Source organism: Pseudomonas sp. LBUM1660 (genome assembly GCF_059695935.1).
Map to the genome: position 1 here is coordinate 4696420 of NZ_CP166795.1, position 24207 is coordinate 4720626.

Consider the following 24207-nt stretch of genomic DNA (forward strand, 5'->3'; position numbering starts at 1 on the left):
AGTTTTCCAACCAGTCCGCATTTCTGATAAGGGTGCTGGCATAACGCCTTTACCTAGCTCAATATTTGTCACAGAATTGACGCCAATGATCTGGCTGCTTTGAGGCATGATGCGAGCCTCTATCAATTCAGGTTGAACATTTGGCCAGAGCGCTTGTCCTAACAGACATCCTGCGGCCAATCCCGAGAACCGCTCCCCTGAACTAACCGGTTAAATATATGCGCCCATTGAAACAGGCAATTTATTCCAGCCGTACGGCTGACAAGTTCGTCGTACGTCTGCCAGACGGAATGCGTGAACGCATTGCCGAGGTGGCTCGCAATCATCATCGCAGCATGAACTCCGAAATCATTGCGCGCCTTGAGCAGAGTCTTATTCAGGAAGGTGCACTGGGCGAAGAATTAAGCATGCGCCTGGACAGCCCGGAGCTGTCATTGCACGAACGTGAACTGCTGCAACGCTTCCGCCAACTCTCCCACCGTCAGCAAAATGCTCTTGTTTCGCTGATTGCCCATGACGCCGAAATGGCCGCAGACGCTTCCTGATTTAACCCGAACGCTCAAGCCAGCTTAATCGCTGGCTTTTTTTTGCCTGAAATTCGGCCATAAAAAACCCGCCGATTCGGCGGGTTTTTTAAAGCAGGTCAGTCAGAGCAGGAAAATCGTCGCGAGCCCGAGGAAGATGAAGAACCCGCCGCTGTCGGTCATGGCGGTAATCATCACACTGGCACCCATCGCAGGGTCGCGCCCAAGCCGCGCCAAGGTCATCGGGATCAAGACCCCCATCAACGCCGCCAGCAAGAGGTTGAGTGTCATGGCCGCAGTCATCACCACGCCCAGGGACCAACTGCCATAAAGCAGATACGCCACGACACCAATCACGCCCCCCCAGACCAGGCCATTGATCAAACCGACGGCCAACTCTTTGCGCATCAATCGCGAAGTGTTGCCGGTGCTCACCTGGTCCAGCGCCATGGCTCGAACGATCATGGTGATGGTCTGGTTACCCGAGTTACCACCGATACCCGCCACGATCGGCATTAATGCCGCCAGCGCTACCAGTTTTTCGATGGAGCCTTCGAACAGGCCGATCACCCGGGATGCGATAAACGCGGTGATCAGATTGACCGCCAGCCAGGCCCAACGGTTACGCAGGGATTTCCAGACGGAGGCGAAGATATCTTCTTCTTCGCGCAGACCCGCCATGTTGAGCACTTCGTTTTCGCTCTCTTCACGGATCAGGTCGACCATTTCATCGATGGTCAGACGGCCGATCAGCTTGCCGTTCTTGTCGACCACAGGTGCCGAGATCAAGTCGTAACGTTCGAACGCCTGAGCGGCGTCGTAGGCGTCTTCGTCCGGGTGAAAACTCACCGGGTCGCTGGCCATGACTTCCGAAACCTGCTTTTCCGGATCGTTGACCAGCAAACGCTTGATCGGCAGCACGCCCTTGAGCACGCCGTCGTAGTCGACCACAAACAGTTTGTCGGTGTGGCCCGGCAGCTCTTTGAGACGACGCAGGTAACGCAGAACAACTTCGAGACTGACATCCTCACGGATGGTCACCATCTCGAAGTCCATCAACGCACCGACTTGCTCCTCGTCATAGGACAACGCCGAGCGAACGCGCTCACGTTGTTGACCATCGAGGGTTTCCATCAGTTCGTGGACAACGTCTCGCGGCAGCTCGGAAGCCAGGTCAGCAAGTTCGTCGGCGTCCATGTCCTTGGCCGCAGCCAGGAGCTCGTGATCGTCCATGTCGGCGATCAGGGTTTCACGAACCGAGTCGGATACTTCGAGAAGAATGTCGCCGTCGCGATCTGCCTTGACCAATTGCCAGAGCGTCAGACGATCGTCCAGCGGCAAGGCTTCAAGGATGTAGGCAACGTCGGCGGAGTGCAGATCATCAAGCTTGCGTTGCAGCTCGACGAGGTTTTGCCGGTGAACCAGGTTCTCGACCCGGTCGTGATGCGGACCTTCCTGGCGATGAGTCAGGTCTTCGACCACCCGCTGGCGCTGCAGCAGCTCAACGACTTGAGCGAGGCGGTCTTGCAAGCTTTCCTGCGTTTTCTTTACTTCAACTTCAGACATAGGCGAACTCCACTCCCAGCAGCGGGGCACGCCGGAAGGATCAATCAGTCAATTCATGATTGGAAAAACGGGATACTGAGTAACTACTGGGTAAGTCCATGGAGGTATTCCACAAGCCCCGGCGGGGCTGACGGGCGCAATGATACACCGCCCGACGGTTTTAAACGTTAAAAAATCATGGCTGAAACAAGCGGTTGCAAGACAAAGCTGAGTTCAGCCCTGATCGCTCCAATTGCGACGACTCATTCTGAAAAGAAAACACACCCTCGTCGAAAAATGTAACGGCTACCCTGACATGGACCGTCATGGAGGACGTTTGATGCCATCGATTACCCTTTATTTTTTACTGCTTGCCCTGCTCTGCCTTTCGCCCCGGTTGCAGGCAACCACCCTTCACCGTTGCGAAGCACCCGACGGTCGCCTCACCTTCACGACTTTGAGTTGCACGGACGGTGAAAGCCTCTCTCTGCAGGAAGTGCGCACCTTCACGCCCGGCAACCCGGTGGCGCTCATGCCGGAGGCCGACGCTCGGGAAACTCCCACGACGAAAACCAGAAGGAAGGAGCCAACCGTTGTCGGCCAATCTGAGGACAAGTGTGGAAACCTGATATCCACCAAGGAACGGCGCGAAGCAATCATCAATCAACGGATAGTCGCCGGCATGACACAACAGGACGTCGAGAGCGCCCTGGGCAAGCCGGACAAGATCAGTATCAGGAATTCCGCAACGAGCTACCGCTACGAGCTCAAGCGAGGTCGCAGCGCACACGTGGAGTTCGATGAGAAAGGATGTACCAAGGGAAAAGCCAAATCCCAGACGGCAAAAAGCCCGCGTTAAACGCGGGCTTTTTGGTGTTTGGTGCACTCGACAGGATTCGAACCTGTGACCGCTCGGTTCGTAGCCGAGTACTCTATCCAGCTGAGCTACGAGTGCATTTGTGTTTTTATACCAGATCACAACTGGTTGAAGCCAAGTCATTCGCATTGCTGCAAACAACTCTTAAATGGTGCACTCGACAGGATTCGAACCTGTGACCGCTCGGTTCGTAGCCGAGTACTCTATCCAGCTGAGCTACGAGTGCATTTGTTGCCGCGCATTATAGGCCGTCTAATCTCTATGTAAAGCACTTTTTCTAGTAATTTCAAACACTTACCGAAAAAGCTAGATTACAACGTACTACGCAAATAATGGCGGAGAACGGGGGATTCGAACCCCCGACACCCTTTTGAGGTGTACTCCCTTAGCAGGGGAGCGCCTTCGGCCACTCGGCCAGCTCTCCGCAACACGGGGCGTATATTAACCAGCTTCTTCCCCGTTTGCAAACATAAAAAACGATAAAAATTAATGGCTTGGTTCGTCGTCCTTCTCTTTCTTTATCCGCAAGTAGATTTCCTCACGGTGAACCGCAACCTCTTTAGGTGCGTTAACGCCAATACGCACTTGATTTCCTTTGACGCCGAGCACGGTCACGGTGATTTCGCCATCACCAATAATCAGGCTTTCTGCGCACCGACGAGTCAGAATCAGCATACCTTTCTCCTCACGCATTTCATTTCAGGGACAACAGTCTGCAAAAAAAAGGCACTCGACCTACAACCGAAAACGATCGCAGCCCTACATGCCTGAGTATTGACCAGCGCGAGCAAAAGAACAGTTCCTGGGTCGCGCTATTCAAAAAAGACAAAGGACGCGGTCAGACCGCGCCCTTCGGCAAACGCATTACTCGCCTTGGCGAGCTGGTGCGTCCAGTTCGAAAGCCGTGTGCAGGGCGCGCACAGCCAGTTCCAGGTACTTCTCTTCGATCACAACGGAGACTTTGATTTCCGACGTCGAGATCATCTGGATGTTGATGCTTTCTTTCGCCAGGGATTCGAACATGCGGCTGGCCACGCCTGCGTGGGAACGCATGCCGACGCCGACGATCGAGACCTTGGCGATCTTGATGTCCCCCACCACTTCACGGGCACCGATCTCACGCGCGGTGTTTTCCAGCACGGTTTGTGCGGCCTGGAAGTCATTGCGGTGCACGGTGAAGGTGAAGTCGGTGGTGTTATCGTGCGCAACGTTCTGCACGATCATGTCGACTTCGATGTTCGCGGCACTGATCGGGCCGAGAATTTTGAACGCCACGCCCGGGGTGTCTGGCACGCCACGGATGGTCAGCTTGGCTTCATCGCGGTTGAAAGCGATGCCGGAAATGATCGGCTGTTCCATGGTTTCCTCTTCATCAATAGTAATGAGGGTGCCCGGACCCTCCTTGAAGCTGTGCAGTACGCGCAGCGGAACGTTGTACTTGCCGGCGAATTCCACCGCACGGATCTGCAACACCTTGGAACCGAGGCTGGCCATTTCCAGCATCTCTTCGAAGGTAATCTTGTCCAGGCGCTGGGCCACGGACACCACACGCGGGTCGGTGGTGTAGACGCCATCGACATCGGTGTAGATCTGACATTCATCAGCCTTCAAGGCCGCCGCCAGTGCCACGCCGGTGGTGTCGGAACCGCCACGACCGAGGGTGGTGATGTTGCCGTGCTCGTCGACACCCTGGAAACCGGCGACAACCACCACGCGACCTGCCTTCAGATCACCGCGAATCTTCTGGTCATCAATCTGCAAGATACGCGCTTTATTGTGTGCGCTGTCCGTCAGAATCCGCACCTGATTGCCGGTGTACGACACCGCAGGCACGCCGCGCTTGATCAGCGCCATGGCCAACAGTGCAATCGTCACCTGCTCGCCCGTGGAAACGATCACATCCAGCTCACGCGGAACCGGTTGGCCGTCGCCACTGATTTGCTTGGCCAGATCGATCAGACGGTTGGTTTCGCCGCTCATTGCAGACAGGACAACCACCAGGTCATCGCCGGCATCGCGGAATTTCTTAACCTTGTCGGCGACCTGCTCGATTCTCTCGACAGTGCCGACTGAGGTGCCTCCAAATTTCTGTACGATCAAAGCCATTTCAAAGCCGCCTCTGCCCATGAAGGGCGCCCAAATAATCACTCAAACAGCGTTCCGGCCCGCCACTAGACGACGGGGCGGACACCCTGCCTTATAAACCCTGCTCTACAAATGGAACAGTCAGGGCGAGTGCCGCGTCCAGTGCGCCAGCGTCAGTACCACCGCCTTGCGCCATGTCCGGACGACCGCCGCCCTTCCCGCCCACTGCCGCAGCGGCTTGCTTCATCAAATCACCGGCTTTGAGTTGGCCAGTCAGGTCCTTGGTTACGCCTGCAACCAGAACGACCTTTTCCTCATGGACACTGCCGAGCAGGATCACTGCGCGGCCGAGTTTGTTTTTCAGCTGATCGACCAGCGCCAGCAGCGCCTTGGCGTCCTGACCGTCCAGACGCACGGCCAGCACTTTCACGCCTTTGACGTCCAGGGCAGAGGCCGACAGATCGTCGCCCGCTGCGCTGGCCGCCTTGGCTTGCAACTGCTCGAGTTGCTTCTCCAACAGACGGTTGCGCTCCAGCACAGCCGACAGCTTGTCGATCAGGTTGTCGCGGCTGCCCTTGACCAGGCTGGCCGCTTCCTTGAGTTGTTCTTCTGCAGCGTTCAAGTAGGCCAGTGCCGCAGCACCGGTGACTGCCTCGATACGACGCACGCCCGAAGCAACACCGCCTTCGCTGATGATTTTCAGCAGGCCGATGTCGCCGGTACGGTTGGCGTGGATGCCACCGCACAGCTCGACGGAGAAATCACCGCCCATGCTCAGCACGCGCACGTTGTCGCCGTACTTCTCGCCAAACAGCGCCATGGCGCCTTTTTTCTTGGCGGTCTCGATGTCGGTTTCTTCGGTTTCAACGGCGGAGTTCTTGCGAATCTCGGCGTTGACGATGTCTTCCAGGGCCTTCAGTTGCTCAGGCTTGATGGCTTCGAAGTGGCTGAAGTCAAAGCGCAGGCGCTGACTGTCGACCAACGAGCCTTTCTGCTGAACGTGATCGCCCAGCACTTTACGCAACGCGGCGTGCAGCAAGTGAGTGGCCGAGTGGTTCAGCGACGTCGCGTGGCGCACTTCGGCATCAACATGAGTTTCTACCGGCGCACCGATGGTCAGGCTGCCCGACACCAGCACGCCGTGATGCAAGAACGCACCGCCAGTCTTGGTGGTATCGCGCACGTCGAAACGGCTGCTGCCGACTTGCAGATAGCCGCAATCGCCAATCTGGCCGCCGGACTCAGCGTAGAACGGGGTCTGATTGAGAACAATCACGCCCTCTTCGCCTTCACTTAACACGTCGACCGACCGGCCTTCCTTATAGATAGCGACAATTTTGGCCGAACCGCTGGTGGCCTTGTAGCCGGTGAACTCGGTCGCCACGTCAACCTTGACCAACGTGTTGTAGTCCAGGCCGAACGAGCTGGCCGAACGCGCCCGCACACGCTGGGCTTCCATTTCGCGCTCGAAGCCGACTTCGTCGACCGTCAGGTTGCGTTCGCGAGCGATGTCAGCGGTCAAGTCCATCGGAAAACCGTAGGTGTCATACAGCTTGAACACCACGTCGCCCGGCACCACGGTGCCTTTAAGTTCCAGCAGATCCTGCTCGAGAATCTTCAAGCCGTGCTCCAGGGTCTTGGAGAACTGCTCTTCTTCGGCCTTGAGTACGCGCTCGATATTGGCCTGTTGCTGCTTGAGTTCCGGGAAGGCTTCGCCCATCTCGGCCACCAGCGCCGCGACGATCTTGTAGAAGAAGCTACCGGTCGCGCCCAGCTTGTTACCGTGACGGCATGCCCGACGAATGATCCGGCGCAGTACATAGCCGCGGCCTTCGTTGGACGGCAATACGCCGTCGGCAATCAGGAAACCGCACGAACGGATGTGGTCGGAGACAACCTTGAGCGAAGACTGGTCGTCGTTGCTGCAGCCAATCGCCTTGGCCGAAGCGCTCAGCAGGTTCTTGAACAGATCGATTTCATAGTTGGAGTGAACATGCTGCATCACCGCACTGATCCGCTCCAGGCCCATGCCGGTGTCTACCGACGGCGCTGGCAGCGGATGCAACACGCCATCGGCGGTACGGTTGAACTGCATGAACACGTTGTTCCAGATCTCGATGTAACGGTCGCCATCTTCTTCCGGCGAACCCGGCGGGCCGCCCCAGATGTGGTCGCCGTGATCGTAGAAAATCTCGGTGCAAGGGCCGCACGGGCCGGTATCGCCCATGGTCCAGAAGTTGTCGGACGCGTACGGCGCGCCTTTGTTGTCGCCGATGCGAATCATGCGCTCGACTGGCACACCGATTTGTTTGGTCCAGATGTCATAGGCCTCGTCATCCGAGGCATAGACCGTTACCCAGAGTTTTTCCTTGGGCAGTTCCAGGACACCGGTCAGGAAGGTCCAGGCGTAGGTGATCGCGTCGTGCTTGAAATAATCGCCGAAGCTGAAGTTACCCAGCATTTCGAAAAACGTGTGGTGACGAGCGGTATAACCGACGTTTTCCAGGTCGCTGTTCTTGCCACCGGCGCGCACGCATTTCTGACTGCTTGTCGCACGGGTGTACGCGCGCTTTTCCTGGCCCAGGAAGCAGTCCTTGAACTGGTTCATCCCCGCGTTAGTGAACAGCAGGGTTGGGTCGTTGCCCGGAATCAAAGAGCTGGAGGCTACACGGGTGTGGCCTTGCTCTTCGAAGAAGCGAAGGAAGGCTTCACGGATTTCTGCGCTTTTCATTAGGTTCTTCCACGGAGGCTGCGGCCAAAGGCCTGTGCGAAACGTCAACAGACGAAGCGACGGCAAAGGGCCGCATTATATCGGCCCAGCGCGCGGGGTACAGCGTGTTTATACGATAGAAACAGTCAATTGGACCGCCAAGGCGATCAGTTGCGAGAAAAGTCGACGAATGTCGCCACAACTTGCTCGATTTGAGCGCGACTGACGTCCATGTGCGTGACCATCCGAAGGCGTCCGGCAGCGCTCAGCTTAATGCCACGCTCGGCCGCAAAGGCCTTGATCGCCTCGGCCTTGTCGCCCATTTGCACATAAACCATGTTGGTCTGCACCGGCTCGACGTCGTAACCGGCCTTTTGCAGTCCGTCAGCCAGAAATTGCGCATTGGCGTGATCGTCGGCCAGACGCTGAACGTTGTTATCCAGCGCATAGAGCCCCGCCGCCGCCAAAAGACCGGCCTGGCGCATGCCGCCGCCGACCATCTTGCGCAGGCGGCGAGCCTTGCCGATCAACTCTGCCGAGCCGCACAACACCGAACCGATCGGCGCGCCCAGGCCTTTGGACAGGCAGACCGAGACCGAATCGAAGTGCTGTGTAATCTCGCGGGCATCAACCCCCAACTTGACGGCCGCGTTGTAGAGCCGGGCGCCGTCAAGGTGCAGCTGCAAGCCATGTTCACGGGTAAAGCTGCGTGCCCGGGCAAGATACTCCAGCGGCAGGACTTTGCCCTGCATGGTGTTTTCCAGCGCCAACAACCGCGTGCGGGCGAAATGGAAGTCGTCCGGCTTGATCGCCGCGGCGACGTGCGCCAGGTCCAGCGAGCCGTCGGCCTGCACTTCCAGCGGCTGCGGCTGGATCGAACCGAGCACCGCCGCGCCGCCACCTTCGTACTTATACGTGTGCGCTTGCTGGCCGACGATGTATTCGTCACCCCGTTCGCAATGAGCCATCAGGCCCAGCAAGTTGCTCATGGTGCCGGTCGGCACGAACAACGCAGCGGCAAAACCCAACCGTTTTGCCAATTCCGCTTCCAGGCGATTGACCGTCGGATCTTCACCATAGACGTCGTCACCGGTGGCCGCACTGGCCATCGCGTCGAGCATCCCGGCGGTCGGTTGGGTGACGGTGTCGCTGCGTAGATCGATAACGCTCATGAATCGGGCCTCGGTAAGCAGGGGAAATCCCTTTCAGGTAGGAATTACTGCGGCCATGACAACGATTAATCAACCCCAGGCGAATGAAAAGACCCGTCAAGTGAGCGAAAAAGTCGATAGCAATCATCAGATAGCCGCAATGCACAGGCACGAAATATGTGTTAAAAACGCTGCGCCGCCAAACAATCTGGCGGCAAAACGTTCTCAGGGCGGGGTGCAACTCCCCACCGGCGGTAATTGCGCGCAATGCGCATAGCCCGCGAGCGCTTGGTGACAGACACGGCTTCGGCGGTGTCTGGCGGCAAGGTCAGCAGACCCGGTGTGATCCCGGGGCCGACGGTCATAGTCCGGATGAAGAGAGAACGGGATTGGCGCCAAAGGGCCGTCCGCGGGCATTCGTGCGAGCGTGCGTACCCTTAAATCCCATTCGATTCATATGCCCTGTTTTTTACATAAACAGGAGTCAGAACATGCAACCCACCGCAATCGATAGCAAAAGCAAAAACCATCAGGGCGAGCGCGTTGCGTTCATTCAGGCCTGCTGGCACAAGGAAATCGTCGACCAGAGCCGTAAGGGCTTCGTTGCCGAAATGATTGCCCAGGGGTATCAGGAATCGGAGATCGATTTCTTCGAAGTCGGCGGCGCCTTTGAAATTCCACTGCACGCCAAGCTGCTGGCCAAGTCCGGCCGATATGCCGGCATCGTCGCGGCGGGCCTGGTGGTCGACGGCGGCATCTACCGTCACGAATTCGTCGCCCAGTCGGTGATCAGCGGCCTGATGCAGGTTCAGCTGGAAACCGAAGTGCCGGTGTTCTCGGTGGTTTTAACCCCGCACCACTTCCATGCCGGCGAAGAACATCAGAAGTTCTTCTTCGAGCATTTTGTGCATAAAGGCCAGGAAGCGGCGAAGACCTGCGCGGATACGCTGCACAAGATGCGTGCGTTGCGTCGCAGCGAGCCACGCGCGGTAGCCGTCTAAACACCGAGCAAGCCCCCGTAGGAGCGAGGCTTGCCCGCGAAGGCGATTTCATCATCAACATTGATGTTGAATTTAAAATCGCTTTCGCGGGCAAGCCTCGCTCCTACAGGGGACCACTGCGTCTGTTATGCCAGGTTTTCGTCGGTGGCGGGCACGATCAGGATGCCGGCACGCAGGCCGTTTTTGACCTTGGGGTTCGGGAAAATGATCCGGGCGCCCTTCTCTTCGATGATCCAGCGGGTCTGGGCAATGTCTTCAGCCAGCACATAACCCACTTCCAATTCCGAAAAGTTCTCGATGTCCGCCGGCAAGTGCAGGCGGAAGCTATCGCTGTGCTTGATGATTTCCCGCGCCACGCTGAACAACTGCAAACCGTCCAGGGCTTCGTCGGTCACCGCAGGCTCGGTGCCTTCGATGATCTGCTGGAGGCGGGTCTCAAGCAGCGAGACGTTAACCCCGTCGTTCTGCCCGAACGGCCGCGCCTTGCCCAGCTCAAGGGTGAAAGACTCGGCACCGAGCTTGTCGTAGGTGTAGGAGCTGAACACGATCGACGGCTTGTTCTGCAACAGCACCGCTTCCATGCCGGCAGCACGCAAGCGGGCCAGCTCCAGGCGCGAATGCTGGCGCCCCTCTTTCCAGGGATACAACGCGAACTGCTCGATTTTCGAGCCACGAATCGCGGTGTGCAGGTCGTAATGCAGACGGCTACGGTCCGGCAGGCTGAAGAAACTCGCCGCCAGCCGCTCAAGCTCACAAGCGCGCAAGGCTTCGGAGCCGCTGCTTTGTTCGTGACGGCCGTTGAACAGCCGATTGACGTCCTGCTCGATGAAGCGATCGCCTTTGCGAATCGCTTCCGGGTTGCCGAACAGGAACAGAATACGTGCGCGCGGTTTCAAGTCGCCGCGGGCGATGTCATGCAACAGGCGATCGAGCAGCTCGATCGGCGCTGTTTCATTGCCGTGGATTCCCGCTGACAGCAGCAAGTCCAGGCCATTGTCGCGAGCTTCAGGCGGCCGGACTTCCAGCGCACCTTCGCTCAACCAGCGCATGCGCACGCCTTCGACAGTCAGTTGAGTCTTCTCCGCCGGTTCGCGGCCGGCGAGGGTCAGTTCAAGCAGTTTGCCGAGGGCGAGCATAGAGCGGTTTCCTTAGTGGTCGTGTGCGCAATCCGGGCCGTGCACATGGTCTTCGTCGCCGACTTCAGCCGGTTCCATTTCCAGTTGCAGACTTACCAGATTAGTCGCCAATGGGCGCAGCAGCAGGTTTGCGTATTCAGCATCACCTTCTTCAACGTCCACGCCGATCAGCAACTGGCCACGGCCGTCCTGCTGGATCCACAGCTCTTTGCCTTGCCACAGGACCGCGACGCGGGTGCAGGAAGTTTCCAGTTGCGTGCCGTCGGTGTCTTCAAGGATCAGCTGCAGGGTATCGCTCATGTTTTTTACGCTCTCGACGTTCAATTGATCTGGAAAGGATAAACCGCGCCCAGTTTAAGGATTTGCGTCAGTTCATCCAGTGCCGTCCGGCACTCAAGCAGCAATTGCGGGTCCGCGAGATCGTTTTCGGTCATGCGGTCGCGGTAGTGCTTGTCGACCCATTCGGTCAGCGTGCCGTACAACGGTGCCGTCATGATAACCCCTGGGTTGACCGCCGCCAGTTCGGTTTCATTCAGGGCGACACGCAACCGCAGGCAAGCCGGGCCACCGCCGTTCTGCATGCTTTGTTTCAGGTCGAAAACTTTCACTTCGCGGATCAGGCCGCCGGAGCTGGTCAAACCTTGCAGGTATTGCCACACGCGTTCGTTGCCACGGCACTCTTCCGGCACGATCAACAGCATCGAACCGTCAGGACGCGTCAGCAGCTGGCTATTGAACAGGTAGGAACGAACGGCGTCTTCGACGGTGACGGCAGAACGCGGTACGCAGATTGACTGGAATTTCCCACCGACTTTTGCGAGTTTGCCCTGCAATTCAGCGAGCATTTGCTCGGTGTCGAGGAATGCGTCCTCGTGATAGAACAGCACCTCGCCGTTACCCACCGCGATCACGTCGTTGTGGAACACGCCCTGATCGATCACCGAAGGGTTCTGCTGGGCGTAGACCACGCCGTCATCGCTCAAGCCGTGCAGGCGAACAACCGCTTGTGAGGCTTCAAGAGTCTGACGCGCCGGGTACTTCTGTGGTGCCGGGTAGCGGTTATCGAACGCGCTGCGACCGAACACGAAAAACTCGACGCCGGCTTCACCGTATTCACGGCAGAAACGCGTGTGGTTGGCCGCACCTTCGTCACCGAACTGCGCCACCGCCGGCAACGCGGCGTGGTGAGCGAAGTGCGTCTGGTCAGCGAACATCGCCCCCAGCACGCGGCTGGTGGTCGGATGTTCGATGCTGCGGTGGTACTTGCAATTGAGGTTGGCTGCGGTGAAATGCACGCGACCATCGGCGGTGTCGGCACTCGGGCTGACCGTGGCGGCGTTGGCCACCCACATGCTCGACGCCGAGCAACTGGCGACCAGCAACGGCATCGCCTCTTTGGCGGCTTTCTCGATCACTTGCGCGTCGGTGCCGCTGAAGCCCAGTCGGCGCAGGGCGGCGATGTCAGGACGCTCCTGGGGTGCCAGAACGCCTTGCTGAAAGCCCATTTCCATCAGCGCTTTCATTTTCGCCAGGCCTTGCAGCGCAGCTTCCTTCGGGTTCGAAGACTGCTGGCTGTTGCTCTGGGACGCGACGTTGCCGTAGGACAGGCCGCCGTAGTTATGGGTCGGCCCCACTAGACCGTCAAAATTGACTTCATAGGATTTCATCAGCGAGGCTCCACGAGAATCTGTTGTTATAGGCATCTGGTAACTATTCAGTAAGACCGGGTTGTGGCCTTCGCGGGCAAGCCTCGCTCCTACAGGTTTTGCGTAACCTTTATAGGAGCGAGGCTTGCCCGCGAAAGCGGTCTTACGACATGCGCACGCCTGGGGTCAGCGCGGTCGGCAAGGTCAGGCTCGGGGTTTCCAGCGACGCCACCGGGTACGCGCAATAATCTGCGGCGTAGTAGGCGCTGGCGCGGTGGTTGCCCGAGGCGCCGACGCCGCCGAATGGCGCGCTGCTCGCAGCACCGGTCAGCTGTTTGTTCCAGTTGACAATGCCGGCACGGCTTTCCAGCCAGAACTGCTGATAGCGCGCTTCGGAATCTGACAGCAAACCAGCCGCCAGCCCATAGTCAGTGTCGTTGGCTTCAGCAATCGCTGCTTCAAAATCAGCGTAGCGGATCACTTGCAGCAACGGGCCGAACAGCTCCTCGTCAGGACGATCGGCGACGCCCGTCACGTCCAGGATGCCCGGTGTCAGCAACGCGGCTTGCGCCTGAGGCTGAGTCATTTCCAGCAGCGCCACAGCGCCATTGGCCAGCAGGTGTTCTTGCGCATCCATCAGCGCTTTCGCAGCACCGAGAGAAATCACCGAGCCCATGAACGGTGCCGGTTGCTGATCAAACGCACCGACTTCAATCGTCGAACTGACCGCCACCAGACGCGCCAGCAAAGTATCGCCCCAGGCGCCCTGCGGCACCAGCAAGCGGCGGGCACAGGTGCAACGCTGACCGGCGGAAATGAATGCCGACTGGATGATGGTGTAAACGGCAGCATCGAGGTCTGCGACCTGATCCACCACCAGCGGGTTGTTACCGCCCATCTCCAGCGCGAGGATCTTGTCCGGACGACCGGCGAATTGCTGATGCAGGTGATTGCCGGTGCGACTCGAACCGGTGAAGAACAGACCGTCGATGCCCGGGTTCGCCGCCAGGGCGATGCCGGTTTCGCGAGCGCCTTGCAGCAGGTTCAACACGCCCGCTGGCAGACCCGCTTCGATCCAGCATTTAACCGTCAGTTCGGCGACTTTCGGGGTCAATTCGCTGGGCTTGAACAGCACGCTGTTACCGGCCAACAGTGCCGGCACGATGTGACCGTTCGGCAAATGACCCGGGAAGTTGTAAGGCCCGAACACCGCCACCACGCCGTGCGGCTTGTGGCGCAACACGGCGGTGGCGTCGCCCAGCGGGCCGCTCTTCTCGCCGGTACGTTCGCGGTAGCTCTGCACCGAGATCGCAATCTTGTTGACCATGCTGGTGACTTCCGTCGCTGCTTCCCACAACGGCTTGCCGGTTTCCTCACCAATGGTGCGGGCCAGTTCGTCAGCGTTGTTCTTCAGCGCAGCAGCAAAAGCTTCCAGCACGCTGATGCGCTCGTCCAGGGTGCGACGGGCCCAGCCCGGGAACGCCTGACGAGCCGCTTGCACGGCCGACTCAACCTGAGCGGCGGTCGCGCCTTCGCCGGTCCACAGCACTTGCTGGGTCACCGGGTTCAGCGACTGGAAGGCTTCGCCCTGACCGGCCAGCCATTCACCTGCGATGTATAGCGAATTCATTATTTCGACTCCCTGGCAGCAGACAACGGAACGGCGCGCACTTGATCGCCGGCGTTGAGTTGAAGACGTTTGGCGGTCAGCGGATCAACGACCAGCGTGCCGGCGGCGAAGCGTGCTGGTGCGGCAGTGATCCGGCAGTCTTCGCGCTTGCGGTTGTGAATCAGGAACGGTGTAGCGTCATCACCCGGTGTGCCGATGGCCAACACCAGTGCCTGGCTGTCGCGCACTGCGCGGATCTTGCTGGTTTCGCACTCGACCGCAGGGCCGGCGTCGAAGATGTCGACGTAGCCTTGGTAGCTGAAACCTTCGCTCTTGAGCATGGCCAGCGCCGGCTCGGTGTCCGGGTGAACCTGACCGATGACGTTGCGCGCGTCTGGCGAGAGAAAGCAGGTGTACAGCGGGAATTTCGGCATCAGTTCGGCGATGAACGCCTTGTTGCCCACGCCGGTCAGGTAATCGGCCTGGCTGAATTCCATCTTGAAAAAGTGACGGCCCAGGCTCTCCCAGAATGGCGAGCGCCCGGCTTCGTCGGACACGCCGCGCATCTCGGCAATGATCTTGTTGCCAAACAGCTGCGAGAACTCAGCGATGAACAGCATCCGCGCCTTGGCCAGCATGCGGCCGTTGAGGCCTGTGCGGTAATCGGCGTGGAGGAACAGCGAGCACAATTCAGAGTTGCCGGTCAGGTCGTTGGCCAGGAACAGCGTCGGGATCTCGCGGTAGATGTTCAGCTCTTGCGAGGCGCTGACCGTCAGGCCGACCCGGAAGTTGTACCAAGGCTCACGCAGGCCGACAGCTCCGGCGATGGCGGAAATGCCCACCACGCGGCCGTCGTCGTCTTCGAGCACGAACAGGTAGTCTGCATCGCCCCGCCCGGCTTCACCGCGAAAGGTCTTCTCGGCCCAGCCGACCCGATGGGCCAGACGTTCTTCGTTGGCCGGCAAGGTGGTCAGGCCGGTGCCGGTGCTGCGGGCCAGGTCGATCAGAGCGGGTAAATCGCTGCTGCGTACAGGACGAACGATCATGCTATCTCCTCAAACGGGCCGCTTGCGCCACCCGCGAAACTTCGCTGCTTTCTAAACACTCAAGCAGTCGTTAAACCGCCACCAGGCGCACGCTGGCACCTTCACCGACGCCCAGGGCTTCGGCCGCTTCCAGATTCAGGGTCACGGGTTTGCCCGGCGCGTAATCGAGCTCGAGCAATACGGCGCGGTAATCCTGCAACTGGGCGTTGGCCACCAGGTACTGACGACCGACGCCTTTGACCGCCTCGCCGATTTTCACCGGCACCACACGGCTCTGCGCGATCGAACGGATCCCGGAGACGCGGGCATGCAACGTCGGGCCGCCGTCGAAAATGTCGATGTAGTGATCGGTCTCGAAGCCTTCGCGCATCAGGATGTCGAAGGTGATCTGCGCGCGCGGATGCACCTGGCCCATCGCTTCTTGAGCGGTGTCCGGCAGCAAAGGCACGTAGATCGGATAATGCGGCATCAGTTCGGCGAGGAAGGTCCGGCTTTTCAGGCCGCACAGACGCTCGGCTTCGGCGTAGTTGAGGTCGAAGAAGTTGCGACCGATGGCGTCCCAGAACGGCGAATCGCCATTTTCGTCGCTGTAACCGACGATCTCGGTCACCACGGAATCGGCAAAACGCTCCGGATGGCTGGCGACGAACAGCAAGCGACCACGGGAGTTGAGCTCGGCCCAAGGCGAACCCACCAGCTCACGCTGCACGTAGAAACTGGTCAGCAAGCTGTTGCCGGTCAGATCGTGGCACTGCGAGAGCACGTGAATCTTGTTATGAATCTTCAGCTCGCGGGAGGCGTGCACAAAGGTTTCATTGCGAAAGCTGTAGAACGGCTCGGAATAACCGGCGGAGGCAACGATTGCAGAGCAACCGACCAATTTGCCGGTGACCGAATCTTCGAGGACGAAGAAATAGCTCTCTTCACCGTTGAAGCTGACTTCAGCGGAAAACGAGGCTTCGCTTGCCGCGATCTTGTCGCTCAGGCGTTCAACGTCATCCGGCAAGGAAGTGACACCAATCGGGCTGTCCGCAGCCAGACGCTGTACCTCGCCCAGATCAGCCATTTGCGCGGGGCGCATCACCAGCATGGTGTCACTCCTTTCTCGTAACTCTTTTGGGGGAAATAAGCCGGCCCCTGGTAGGAGCGAGGCTTGCCCGCGAAGGCGGCGTGTCAGCCGATGATGATGGTGGCTGACACGCCGCCTTCGCGGGCAAGCCTCGCTCCTACAGAAGAGCGGGTCCGGCATAAAAATTGGGTTCGACGCCCGGAAAGCCCGGCGCCGAAGGGTCTATCAGGCTTGCGTCAGCTTGGCCGCAGCGCGCTCGAAACGATCCAGGCCAGCATCGATATCGGCGTCTTCAACCACCAGGCTTGGCGCGAAACGAATCACGTCAGGGCCGGCTTGCAGAATCATCAGGCCTTCACGCTCGGCGGCGTTGAAGATGTCTTTGGCCTTGCCTTTCCAGGCATCGCTCAGCACGCAACCGATCAACAGGCCCAGGCCACGCACCTGAGTGAACAGGCCGTATTTCTCGCCGATCTGCTCCAGACGGGCCTTGAACTTGTCGTGCTTGGCGTTGACACCGCTCAGCACTTCAGGGGTATTGATCACGTCGATGACGGCTTCAGCGACAGCGCACGCCAGCGGGTTGCCGCCGTAAGTGGTGCCGTGAGTGCCAACGACCAAGTGTTTGGCCAGGTCTTCGGTAGTCAGCATCGCCGCGATCGGAAAACCGCCGCCCAGGCTCTTGGCGCTGGTCAGGATGTCCGGGGTCACGCCGTAATGCTGATAGGCAAACAATTTGCCGCTGCGGCCCATACCGGTTTGCACTTCATCGAACACCAGCAGCGCGTTGTGCTCGGAGCACAGCTCGCGGGCGCCTTGCAGGTAAGCCAGTTCGGCCGGCAAGACGCCGCCTTCGCCCTGGATCGGCTCCAGCACCACGGCACAGGTCTTATCCGAAACAGCCGCTTTCAAAGCCGCCAGATCGTTATAAGGAACGTGGGTGATACCGGTAATTTTAGGACCGAAGCCGTCGGAGTACTTCGACTGACCACCAACGTTCACGGTGAACAGGGTACGGCCGTGGAAGCTGTTGAGCGCGGCGATGATTTCGTACTTCTCGCTGCCGTAACGATCGAACGCGACGCGACGGGCCAGCTTGAAGGCGGCCTCGTTAGCTTCGGCGCCGGAGTTGCAGAAGAACACGCGTTCGGCAAAGGTCGCGTCGATCAGCTTATGCGCCAGGCGCAACGCCGGCTCATTGGTGAACACGTTGGACACGTGCCACAGCTTGTTCGCCTGCTCGGTCAAGGCACCGACCAGCGCCGGGTGCGCGTGGCCCAATACGTTAACGGCAATCCCGCCGGCGAAGTCGATCAGCTCGCGGCCAGACTGGTCCCAGACACGGGAACCGGCGCCACGCACAGGAATGAATGCGGCAGGCGCGTAGTTGGGAACCATTACCTGGTCGAAATCGGCGCGTTCTACCGCAGCGTGCTCAACGGACATCGGAGTCTCCTGAAGAGGAACACTCGCCGGAAACTGGCGAGCGATGGGGGGATTGTAAGGACAGTTTTCAGCCCGGCCTTGTCGCCAAGCGACAACTTCTTATAGCGCAAACCCCGGTTTCAGCCGGGTTTACGGCAATGCGACATATAGGGTCGCAAAGGCGCAGTTTAAACCGCCGGCACAGGTTATAGGCAGGCTTGTCCAGTGGTGCGGTAAATATGTACCGCACCAGACCCGTCATCGTCTGTTTTGCTGGCGACTCATCCAAACGCTAAGGGAATAGCGCATGAGTCGACACGAAAACGATCGCCCCTCTAATGCCACCGGCAATGAATCCGCCACGCAGCCGGACGATCACTACCATCACCTGTTCAACAATCTGCCGACCTGGGTATTGGAAGCATCGGCCACCACACGAGATGCCCTCAAAACCGCCTCGCTTGCCACGCCGCACTGGCACAGCACCGCGACATCCCTGCAACACCAGTCGCTGAAAAAGCTCAGTCAGGAACACTGGACCCAGCGAAATCGCCTGGACTCAACGCTGTCGAAACTGCAAAGCGCACGCGCCTTCGCCGAACCTCTTCTAAGCGAAGCCTTGAAAACCCGATTTGATCTGGAACTGGACGTCAACACCACTTTCCTGCGCCTGTACATCCCGCAAACAGTGCCCTGGTTCGCAATCAAGACGGGCGCCGCACGCACCTGGACCGTGTCGCTGCTCGACGCCGCCCTGCATAACTTCCAGGAATCGGAAATGGCGGCTGATGCTTACGAGCCCGCCTCGACGTTCATTACCGAACCATCGCCCGCAGGGCAGTTCGATACGCTGCCGGCGATCAAACAGAAACTGACCGTCGCAGCCTTTGTGCGGCTGTGCCGGGAACTGGACATCGGCGCCCGGTACAACACGTACCTCAAAGACAACCTGGGGCTGACCAACCCGGTGGCTGGCGCGGTGTTGAAAGCGAAGGTGATCAGCTCGCACAAAACGGCACTCAAAGCGGCGCTGCAAATGGCCCATATCCGCAAGGATATTCCAGAGGATGCCTATCACTCGATCCTGCGCCTTGTGGAAGGACGTTCGGGGGCGCGCCTCAATGGCCAACCGCTGTACGGCCATGACCTGACCATCATGTCCTCCTCCCTGACCGGGATTGTCATTTTCGCAGCGAGCCTGGAGCGCGCACGCAAGGGAACGCGGATCATCGCCTACATTCCCGACGATCCCGAGCATCCGCTCAAGGAATACCCGAACACCCTGGCGTTCATGAACGAGCTGACCCGCAAGCTGCGCGCCCCGGCCTACCAGACATTTTTCAGCCGCTTCGTCGAGCATAAGGAAAGGGGGCATTTTTTCGCGGATCTTAACCGCCGCCTCCAGCGCGTGACCTGGCACCAGCACATGCGTGGCGACCCACTGCCGAGCTGGCGTGAAACGCCCATCGACAGGCCCAACCTGCGGTTCTCGATGACGCCGTTCAACGCGGACCTGTGGAATCTTCTTTATCAGCGACAACTGAACAAGATCCTCAACGATGCCAGCACGCTGGCCGTCTCCACCGCCTCTGCCGACCGAAACGCACGATGGGCATCGTGGGACGCCTTCAGCAAAGTGGCATCGATACTCCTTGAAATCGCGACGTTCGTGGCATTGCCGTTCGTCCCGCTTCTCGGCGAAGTGATGCTGGGTTACATGGCCTACCAGTTACTCGATGAAACCTTCGAAGGCATTGTGGAGTTGGCCGAAGGACTGAAAAAAGAGGCCGTCGGGCATCTGATCGCACTCGCTGAAACAGTAGTTGAGGTGGGTACATTCGCGGTGGGTGGTGTGATCGCTGCAGGCGCCTTCAGCCGCTTGCTTTCGCGCGAAGCGGTCGCGCTGGTCGACCCGCTCAAACCCGTCGCAACACCGAAAGGAAAAGTCCGCTACTGGAAGCAGGATCTAACCCCTTACGAACACGCACAGAGCCTGCCCGAAGGCGCAAAACCCGATCAGCTTGGCCTGTATCGCCACGGGGGCAAGACGCTGCTGCCCCTGGAAGGAAAACTGTATGCCGTGAAACCCGACGGCACATCCGGCGCGTTTCAGATCGAGCACCCAACCCGCGCCGATGCTTATCAGCCTTCTTTACTGCACAACAACCACGGCGCCTGGCACACCGAGCTGGAGCAACCGCTGGAGTGGGATCGGGAAACGGTCATGCGTCGTCTCGGCCAGGATGTCGAGTCGTTCAGCAACGCCGAGCGCGAGCAGGTCCTGCGGGTCAGCGGTTTTCACGACAACGCCGTGCGCGAGATGCATGCCGAACATTACCGCCCACCTTCGCTGCTGACCGACACGATCAAGCGCTTCAAGATCAACCGGGACATCGACACCTTTATCGAGCAGATCGGCAGTGATCAACCCGAGCACTATCGAAAGGCCGATGTGACCCTGCAACATCAGCTGCTGAGCGGCTACGACGCCTGGCCTGTCGACACGCCGATGCCGACCCCGCAAGCCCAAACATCAGCCTTCAGACAGCGGACCGCCGAACTCACCCGCAATTACCGCAGATCGCTGTTCGATCTACGCTATCGCGAACTGGAAAAAACCGATGACCTGCAAGTCCAGCGGCTGCTCGATGACGTAAAGGGATTACCCACCGATATCGCCGAGGAACTGGTGAGCAACGCGTCCGGCACCGAACTGAAGCAGCTGCACTCCGGCCGCACACCCCAGCGACTCAAGGATGCTGCGCTCAAAGCCATGGAAGCCGTGCGCGCGACCCGGGCCAGTGAAGGCTTTTATTCCGAAGCGCTGGACACCACCGACACCCACCGACTGGCCTTGCAAAGCCTGAACTCACTGCCCGATTTACCAGCCGAGTTGCGTATCGAAGTGCGGGACTACTCGGCCGAGGGGACGTTACGCGACAGCATTGGACAGCCCGATGCTCCGATTCAGAAAATACTGATTCGCGCTGAAGACGGGACTTACCAGGTTCACCAAGACGATGGTTCGACGCCGGGGGATTTTTATCAGGCCCTGTTCCGGGCGCTGCCGGATGCGCAACGCAATAAGCTGAACCCTTCGATCGCAGACGCCCGGGCACTTAAACAGCGCATCGCCGAACACGCGCTGGAGCAACCGGGTTTACGCAGGCTGTTCGCAAAAAATCCCCATCGAAAACCGTTCTATGACCCGACCACGATGCGCCTGCCCGGTGGTGCCGAGGGCTACAGTCGAATCAACCGCGAGACACCGACGCTCAACGACCGGGTTCGCGAGGTTTACCCCAACCTGCCTCCGGAAGAAATGCAGTCCATTGTTCAGGGACTGCAACTTCATCCCGATGGTGCTCGCGTAGAACTTTCACGTTTGAGGAGGGAGTTGGCCCGACTGCATCAGGACCTGCGTGCCTGGGTCAGTGACTCACCCACTGCCCATCCTGAAACCGGGAACCCACTCAGCGAGTTGGAGCAACAAGCCGAGCGAAACAATCGCCGCTTGCTGGCCCAGGAAGTCCAGCGTAGCTGGCGCCGACAGTCCAACCGGGATTTCGACACACCGGAGGGCGTGACCCAATATGTGCTCAGGTTTGCAGAGCCGATCCTCGGCGACTTGCCGTCACTGAATGCCGACTTCAGCCATGTGTCGCTGCTGTCCCTGGAAGGTACCCGCAGCGCGCAGGGCATTCCCGCGTTTCTACAGGGTTTCAGCGGGCTGCGCCGCCTGGAGTTGCGCCGCTTTTCCCTGGCCACCCTACCCGACCCCATCAGTCGAATGCCAGACCTTCACGCCTTGGTGTTAAACGATTGCGGCATCACGGTCGACGCCGCCGCTTGGTCGAAACTGACGTCATTGAACAAACTGGCCATGCTGGACCTGTACAAAAATACGTTTGAAACCCTGCCGCGTATCGACACGATGAGCGAACTGGAGCACCTGGACCTGAGCGACACCGGCCTGACAGGGATTCCGGCCAGCCTTCTACAACACCCGAAGCTTGAAACCCTCCTGCTGATGAACAACCGCATCAGCGAGTTGCCTGCCGGGTTATTCGAGAGTTCGCTGTATGACAAGCGCGGCCTGCACCTCACACACAACCCGCTTTCGAACAGCGCCCGAGAATTGATCAAACAACACCACTTCGAGACCGCCTACGACATGGGTGTCTTTGCCCCCGAGGCCGATGTTGATCGGGTCAAGGCGCTGTACCCCAGCATGGAAGTCGAGCAGGCAAGCGAGTTCGTCTACGAATTGCCGGGAAGCCTGGAGGATGGCCGCACCTACCTGACGCGCCTTGAAGAGGAGCTCACCCAGCTGAAAAATGATTTATCTGCCTGGACCGCCGATGTTCCGGACCGGCACCCCGTGACAGGCGAAGCGTTCAGCGTCGACCAACTCGCTGCCGAGCACGCCAACCGAGACGAATTCAAGCAGGCGCTTGAGAAGTGCTGGCAGCGTGAGTCTGAACTGGATGATTTCAACGACACACTTGAGCCGACGTTCGAACTCAGGGTTCGTCCGGTCATCAATGGAGAACTGCCGACCCTGAGTGCAGACTTCAGTCATGTTTCCGCGCTGGAGGTGCACAGTGCCCGGGGTGCTACGCGACTCGGGCGTTTCCTCGAATCCTTTTCCAACCTCAAGAGCCTGAGGCTGCGCGAGTGTGACCTTGGTGACATTCCCGATTCGGTCTTCAATATGGGGCGACTGCGCACGCTGTCGCTTCCCGAGTGCCGGGTCAGCCTGTCGGCAGAGACGGCAAGTGCATTGGCGGGAATGGTGCAGCTGGATTACCTCGACCTGGGCTTCAACCCGCTGGGGCGCACGCCGGATCTAAGCCAAATGCCCGAACTGTCGACCGTGCTGCTCAACGACGCCGGCATCACTGACATACCCGATGGCCTGCTTCAGCTGACGGATCTGGACTGGGCCGACCTGAGCATGAATGCGATTACCGAGGTGCCGAGCGACCTGCTGGAATTGCCAGTGGAGGTGGCTGAAAACATCACCTTGAGAGGCAATCCGTTTTCGGAGGAAAGCCTTGCGCGACTGGTCCGCTACTTTGAACTGACCCGTGCGGATTTTGGCGTGGACGAGGTCATCAACCGAGGTGAAATGCAGGTGTCCACCTCAGAGGGTTCCGAGATCGACGAGTAAATCAGCCGCGCTCGGACGGCACCGACGACAACTCGAATGGACTGCTGCTGCGCCGCTGGTTGCGATCTTCCCGCGGCGTGGCGCCGAAGAAGTTGCGGTAGGCGCTGGAGAAGTGCGGCCCCGAAGAAAAGCCACACGACAGGCCGATCTGGATAATCGACTTGCTGGTTTGCATCAACATCTGCCGGGCCTTGTTCAGGCGCAGCTCCAGGTAGTACTGGCTCGGCACGCGGTTGAGGTATTGCTTGAAGATCCGCTCCAACTGCCGACGGGACACGCACACGTGTTGGGCGATTTCGTCGGTGGTCAGCGGCTCTTCGATGTTGGCTTCCATCAGCAACACCGCTTGGGTGAGCTTCGGATGGCTGGAACCGAGGCGGTTCTGCAGCGGAATGCGCTGGCGTTCACCGCCCTCGCGGATACGCTCGACCACCAGTTCTTCGGAGACGGCACCGGCCAGTTCGGCGCCGTGATCACGGGCCAGCACGGCCAGCAACAGATCGAGAACCGACAGGCCGCCACACGCGGTCAGTCGATCGCGATCCCAATCGAACAGGTGGCTGGTGGCGATGACTTTGGGGAAACGCTCGGCGAAATCGTCCTGCCAGCGCCAATGCACGGCAGCGCGGTAACCGTCGAGCAAACCCAATTGCGCCAACGGGTAGACACCGGCGGACAAACCACCGATCACGCAACCGGCGCGCACCAGTTGTTTCAGCGAACTGCTGAGCGCCGGCGCGAGGGTCGTCGGCGGCTCATCGGCGAGCAAAAACAGTTTCTGGAAGTTTTCGAGCTTGCCGGCCCACGGCTCACCCGGCAATTGCCAGGCGCCTTCGGTCGGCGGTTCGGCCTGCAGAAACGACAATTCGTAGACAACATCCGGATGCACACGCTGGGCAACACGCAAGGCCTCCTCAGCCAGCGCAAGCGTCAGTGCTTTAGTGCTGGGCCAAATCAGGAAACCAATTCGATGGGCAGTCATGGCGGGCAATCCGAAACGAAAACAGTGATGAAGGCATGGGCCAATGCTAGCCCGTAAATGAACGCAAATCTCAAAACCAACAACGATCCCCTGTAGGAGCGAGGCTTGCCCGCGAATGCGGTGCATCAGTCAACATCATGGCTGTCTGAACCACCGCATTCGCGGGCAAGCCTCGCTCCTACAAGGGATCTAGGTCAGCTTCCAGGTTGCGAAGCATGCACTATCCCG

Annotated in this window: 17 protein-coding genes, 3 tRNA genes and 1 riboswitch; of the genes, 4 read left to right on the forward strand and 16 right to left on the reverse strand. The window is 59.2% G+C overall.

From position 1 onward, the window contains the following. Positions 1–218 precede the first annotated feature (218 nt). On the forward strand, positions 219–545 hold the full coding sequence (locus ACA068_RS21815; protein ID WP_003178899.1) for an Arc family DNA-binding protein: 327 nt from the start codon (positions 219–221) through the stop codon (positions 543–545). A 102-nt stretch (positions 546–647) separates the two neighbouring features. On the opposite strand, the gene mgtE is transcribed toward ACA068_RS21815, so the two are convergent. Next, positions 648–2090 carry a magnesium transporter gene (gene mgtE / locus ACA068_RS21820; protein WP_010457218.1) on the reverse strand — a complete coding sequence of 481 codons (1443 nt, stop codon included), beginning with the start codon at positions 2088–2090 and terminating at the stop codon, positions 648–650. A 319-nt stretch (positions 2091–2409) separates the two neighbouring features. On the opposite strand from mgtE, the gene ACA068_RS21825 reads away from it, so the two are divergent. Next, a complete protein-coding gene (locus ACA068_RS21825) occupies positions 2410–2928 on the forward strand; it encodes a cell envelope protein SmpA (RefSeq protein WP_497304701.1) in 519 nt (172 codons plus the stop codon). Between the two features lie 19 nt (positions 2929–2947). Here the strand turns inward: ACA068_RS21825 and ACA068_RS21830 are convergent. From ACA068_RS21830 to ltaE, 7 genes are all read right to left on the reverse strand, one after another. Continuing rightward, positions 2948–3024 (reverse strand) — tRNA-Arg (locus ACA068_RS21830). A gap of 71 nt (positions 3025–3095) precedes the next feature. After that, positions 3096–3172 (reverse strand) — tRNA-Arg (locus ACA068_RS21835). A 107-nt stretch (positions 3173–3279) separates the two neighbouring features. Continuing rightward, positions 3280–3370 (reverse strand) — tRNA-Ser (locus ACA068_RS21840). Positions 3371–3432: 62 nt separating this feature from the next. Further along, positions 3433–3621 (reverse strand): carbon storage regulator CsrA, encoded by a 189-nt coding sequence (gene csrA, locus ACA068_RS21845; RefSeq protein WP_003178872.1) that lies wholly within the window; start codon positions 3619–3621, stop codon positions 3433–3435. 189 nt (positions 3622–3810) lie between these two features. After that, a complete protein-coding gene (locus ACA068_RS21850; RefSeq protein WP_031319071.1) occupies positions 3811–5052 on the reverse strand; it encodes an aspartate kinase in 1242 nt (413 codons plus the stop codon). Between the two features lie 91 nt (positions 5053–5143). Beyond that, positions 5144–7762 carry an alanine--tRNA ligase gene (gene alaS, locus ACA068_RS21855; RefSeq protein ID WP_497304703.1) on the reverse strand — a complete coding sequence of 873 codons (2619 nt, stop codon included), beginning with the start codon at positions 7760–7762 and terminating at the stop codon, positions 5144–5146. A gap of 146 nt (positions 7763–7908) precedes the next feature. Then, the gene (gene ltaE / locus ACA068_RS21860; RefSeq protein ID WP_497304704.1) at positions 7909–8913 is read right to left on the reverse strand and encodes a low-specificity L-threonine aldolase; all 1005 of its coding nucleotides are present in this window, start codon (positions 8911–8913) and stop codon (positions 7909–7911) included. 196 nt (positions 8914–9109) lie between these two features. Beyond that, positions 9110–9281, forward strand: a riboswitch (FMN riboswitch). 102 nt (positions 9282–9383) lie between these two features. Here ltaE and ACA068_RS21865 point away from each other — a divergent pair. Further along, the gene (locus ACA068_RS21865; RefSeq protein WP_007943897.1) at positions 9384–9893 is read left to right on the forward strand and encodes a 6,7-dimethyl-8-ribityllumazine synthase; all 510 of its coding nucleotides are present in this window, start codon (positions 9384–9386) and stop codon (positions 9891–9893) included. Between the two features lie 125 nt (positions 9894–10018). Here the strand turns inward: ACA068_RS21865 and astE are convergent, their stop codons facing one another. The 7 genes from astE to ACA068_RS21900 all read right to left on the reverse strand — a co-directional run bounded on the left by astE (position 10019) and on the right by ACA068_RS21900 (position 17845). After that, positions 10019–11029 (reverse strand): succinylglutamate desuccinylase, encoded by a 1011-nt coding sequence (gene astE, locus ACA068_RS21870; RefSeq protein ID WP_497304706.1) that lies wholly within the window; start codon positions 11027–11029, stop codon positions 10019–10021. Positions 11030–11041: 12 nt separating this feature from the next. Continuing rightward, entirely contained in the window at positions 11042–11329 is a 288-nt protein-coding gene (locus tag ACA068_RS21875; protein ID WP_010457234.1) for a hypothetical protein, read from the reverse strand. A gap of 20 nt (positions 11330–11349) precedes the next feature. After that, a complete protein-coding gene (gene astB / locus ACA068_RS21880) occupies positions 11350–12696 on the reverse strand; it encodes an N-succinylarginine dihydrolase (protein ID WP_497304708.1) in 1347 nt (448 codons plus the stop codon). Positions 12697–12838: 142 nt separating this feature from the next. Further along, complete coding sequence (gene astD, locus ACA068_RS21885) at positions 12839–14308, reverse strand: succinylglutamate-semialdehyde dehydrogenase (protein ID WP_497310645.1); 1470 nt, start codon at positions 14306–14308, stop codon at positions 12839–12841. Then, on the reverse strand, positions 14305–15330 hold the full coding sequence (astA, locus tag ACA068_RS21890; RefSeq protein ID WP_497304710.1) for an arginine N-succinyltransferase: 1026 nt from the start codon (positions 15328–15330) through the stop codon (positions 14305–14307). Before astA ends, astD begins: the two co-directional genes overlap by 4 nt. Before the next feature lie 70 nt (positions 15331–15400). Then, positions 15401–16420 carry an arginine/ornithine succinyltransferase subunit alpha gene (aruF, locus tag ACA068_RS21895; protein WP_497304712.1) on the reverse strand — a complete coding sequence of 340 codons (1020 nt, stop codon included), beginning with the start codon at positions 16418–16420 and terminating at the stop codon, positions 15401–15403. Between the two features lie 204 nt (positions 16421–16624). Continuing rightward, on the reverse strand, positions 16625–17845 hold the full coding sequence (locus ACA068_RS21900; RefSeq protein ID WP_497304714.1) for an aspartate aminotransferase family protein: 1221 nt from the start codon (positions 17843–17845) through the stop codon (positions 16625–16627). 286 nt (positions 17846–18131) lie between these two features. Between ACA068_RS21900 and ACA068_RS21905 the strand changes: the two genes are divergently transcribed. Further along, on the forward strand, positions 18132–22997 hold the full coding sequence (locus tag ACA068_RS21905; RefSeq protein ID WP_497304716.1) for a dermonecrotic toxin domain-containing protein: 4866 nt from the start codon (positions 18132–18134) through the stop codon (positions 22995–22997). 1 nt (position 22998) lies between these two features. Here the strand turns inward: ACA068_RS21905 and ACA068_RS21910 are convergent, their stop codons facing one another. Beyond that, complete coding sequence (locus ACA068_RS21910) at positions 22999–23979, reverse strand: GlxA family transcriptional regulator (protein WP_010457247.1); 981 nt, start codon at positions 23977–23979, stop codon at positions 22999–23001. Positions 23980–24207: the final 228 nt, after the last annotated feature.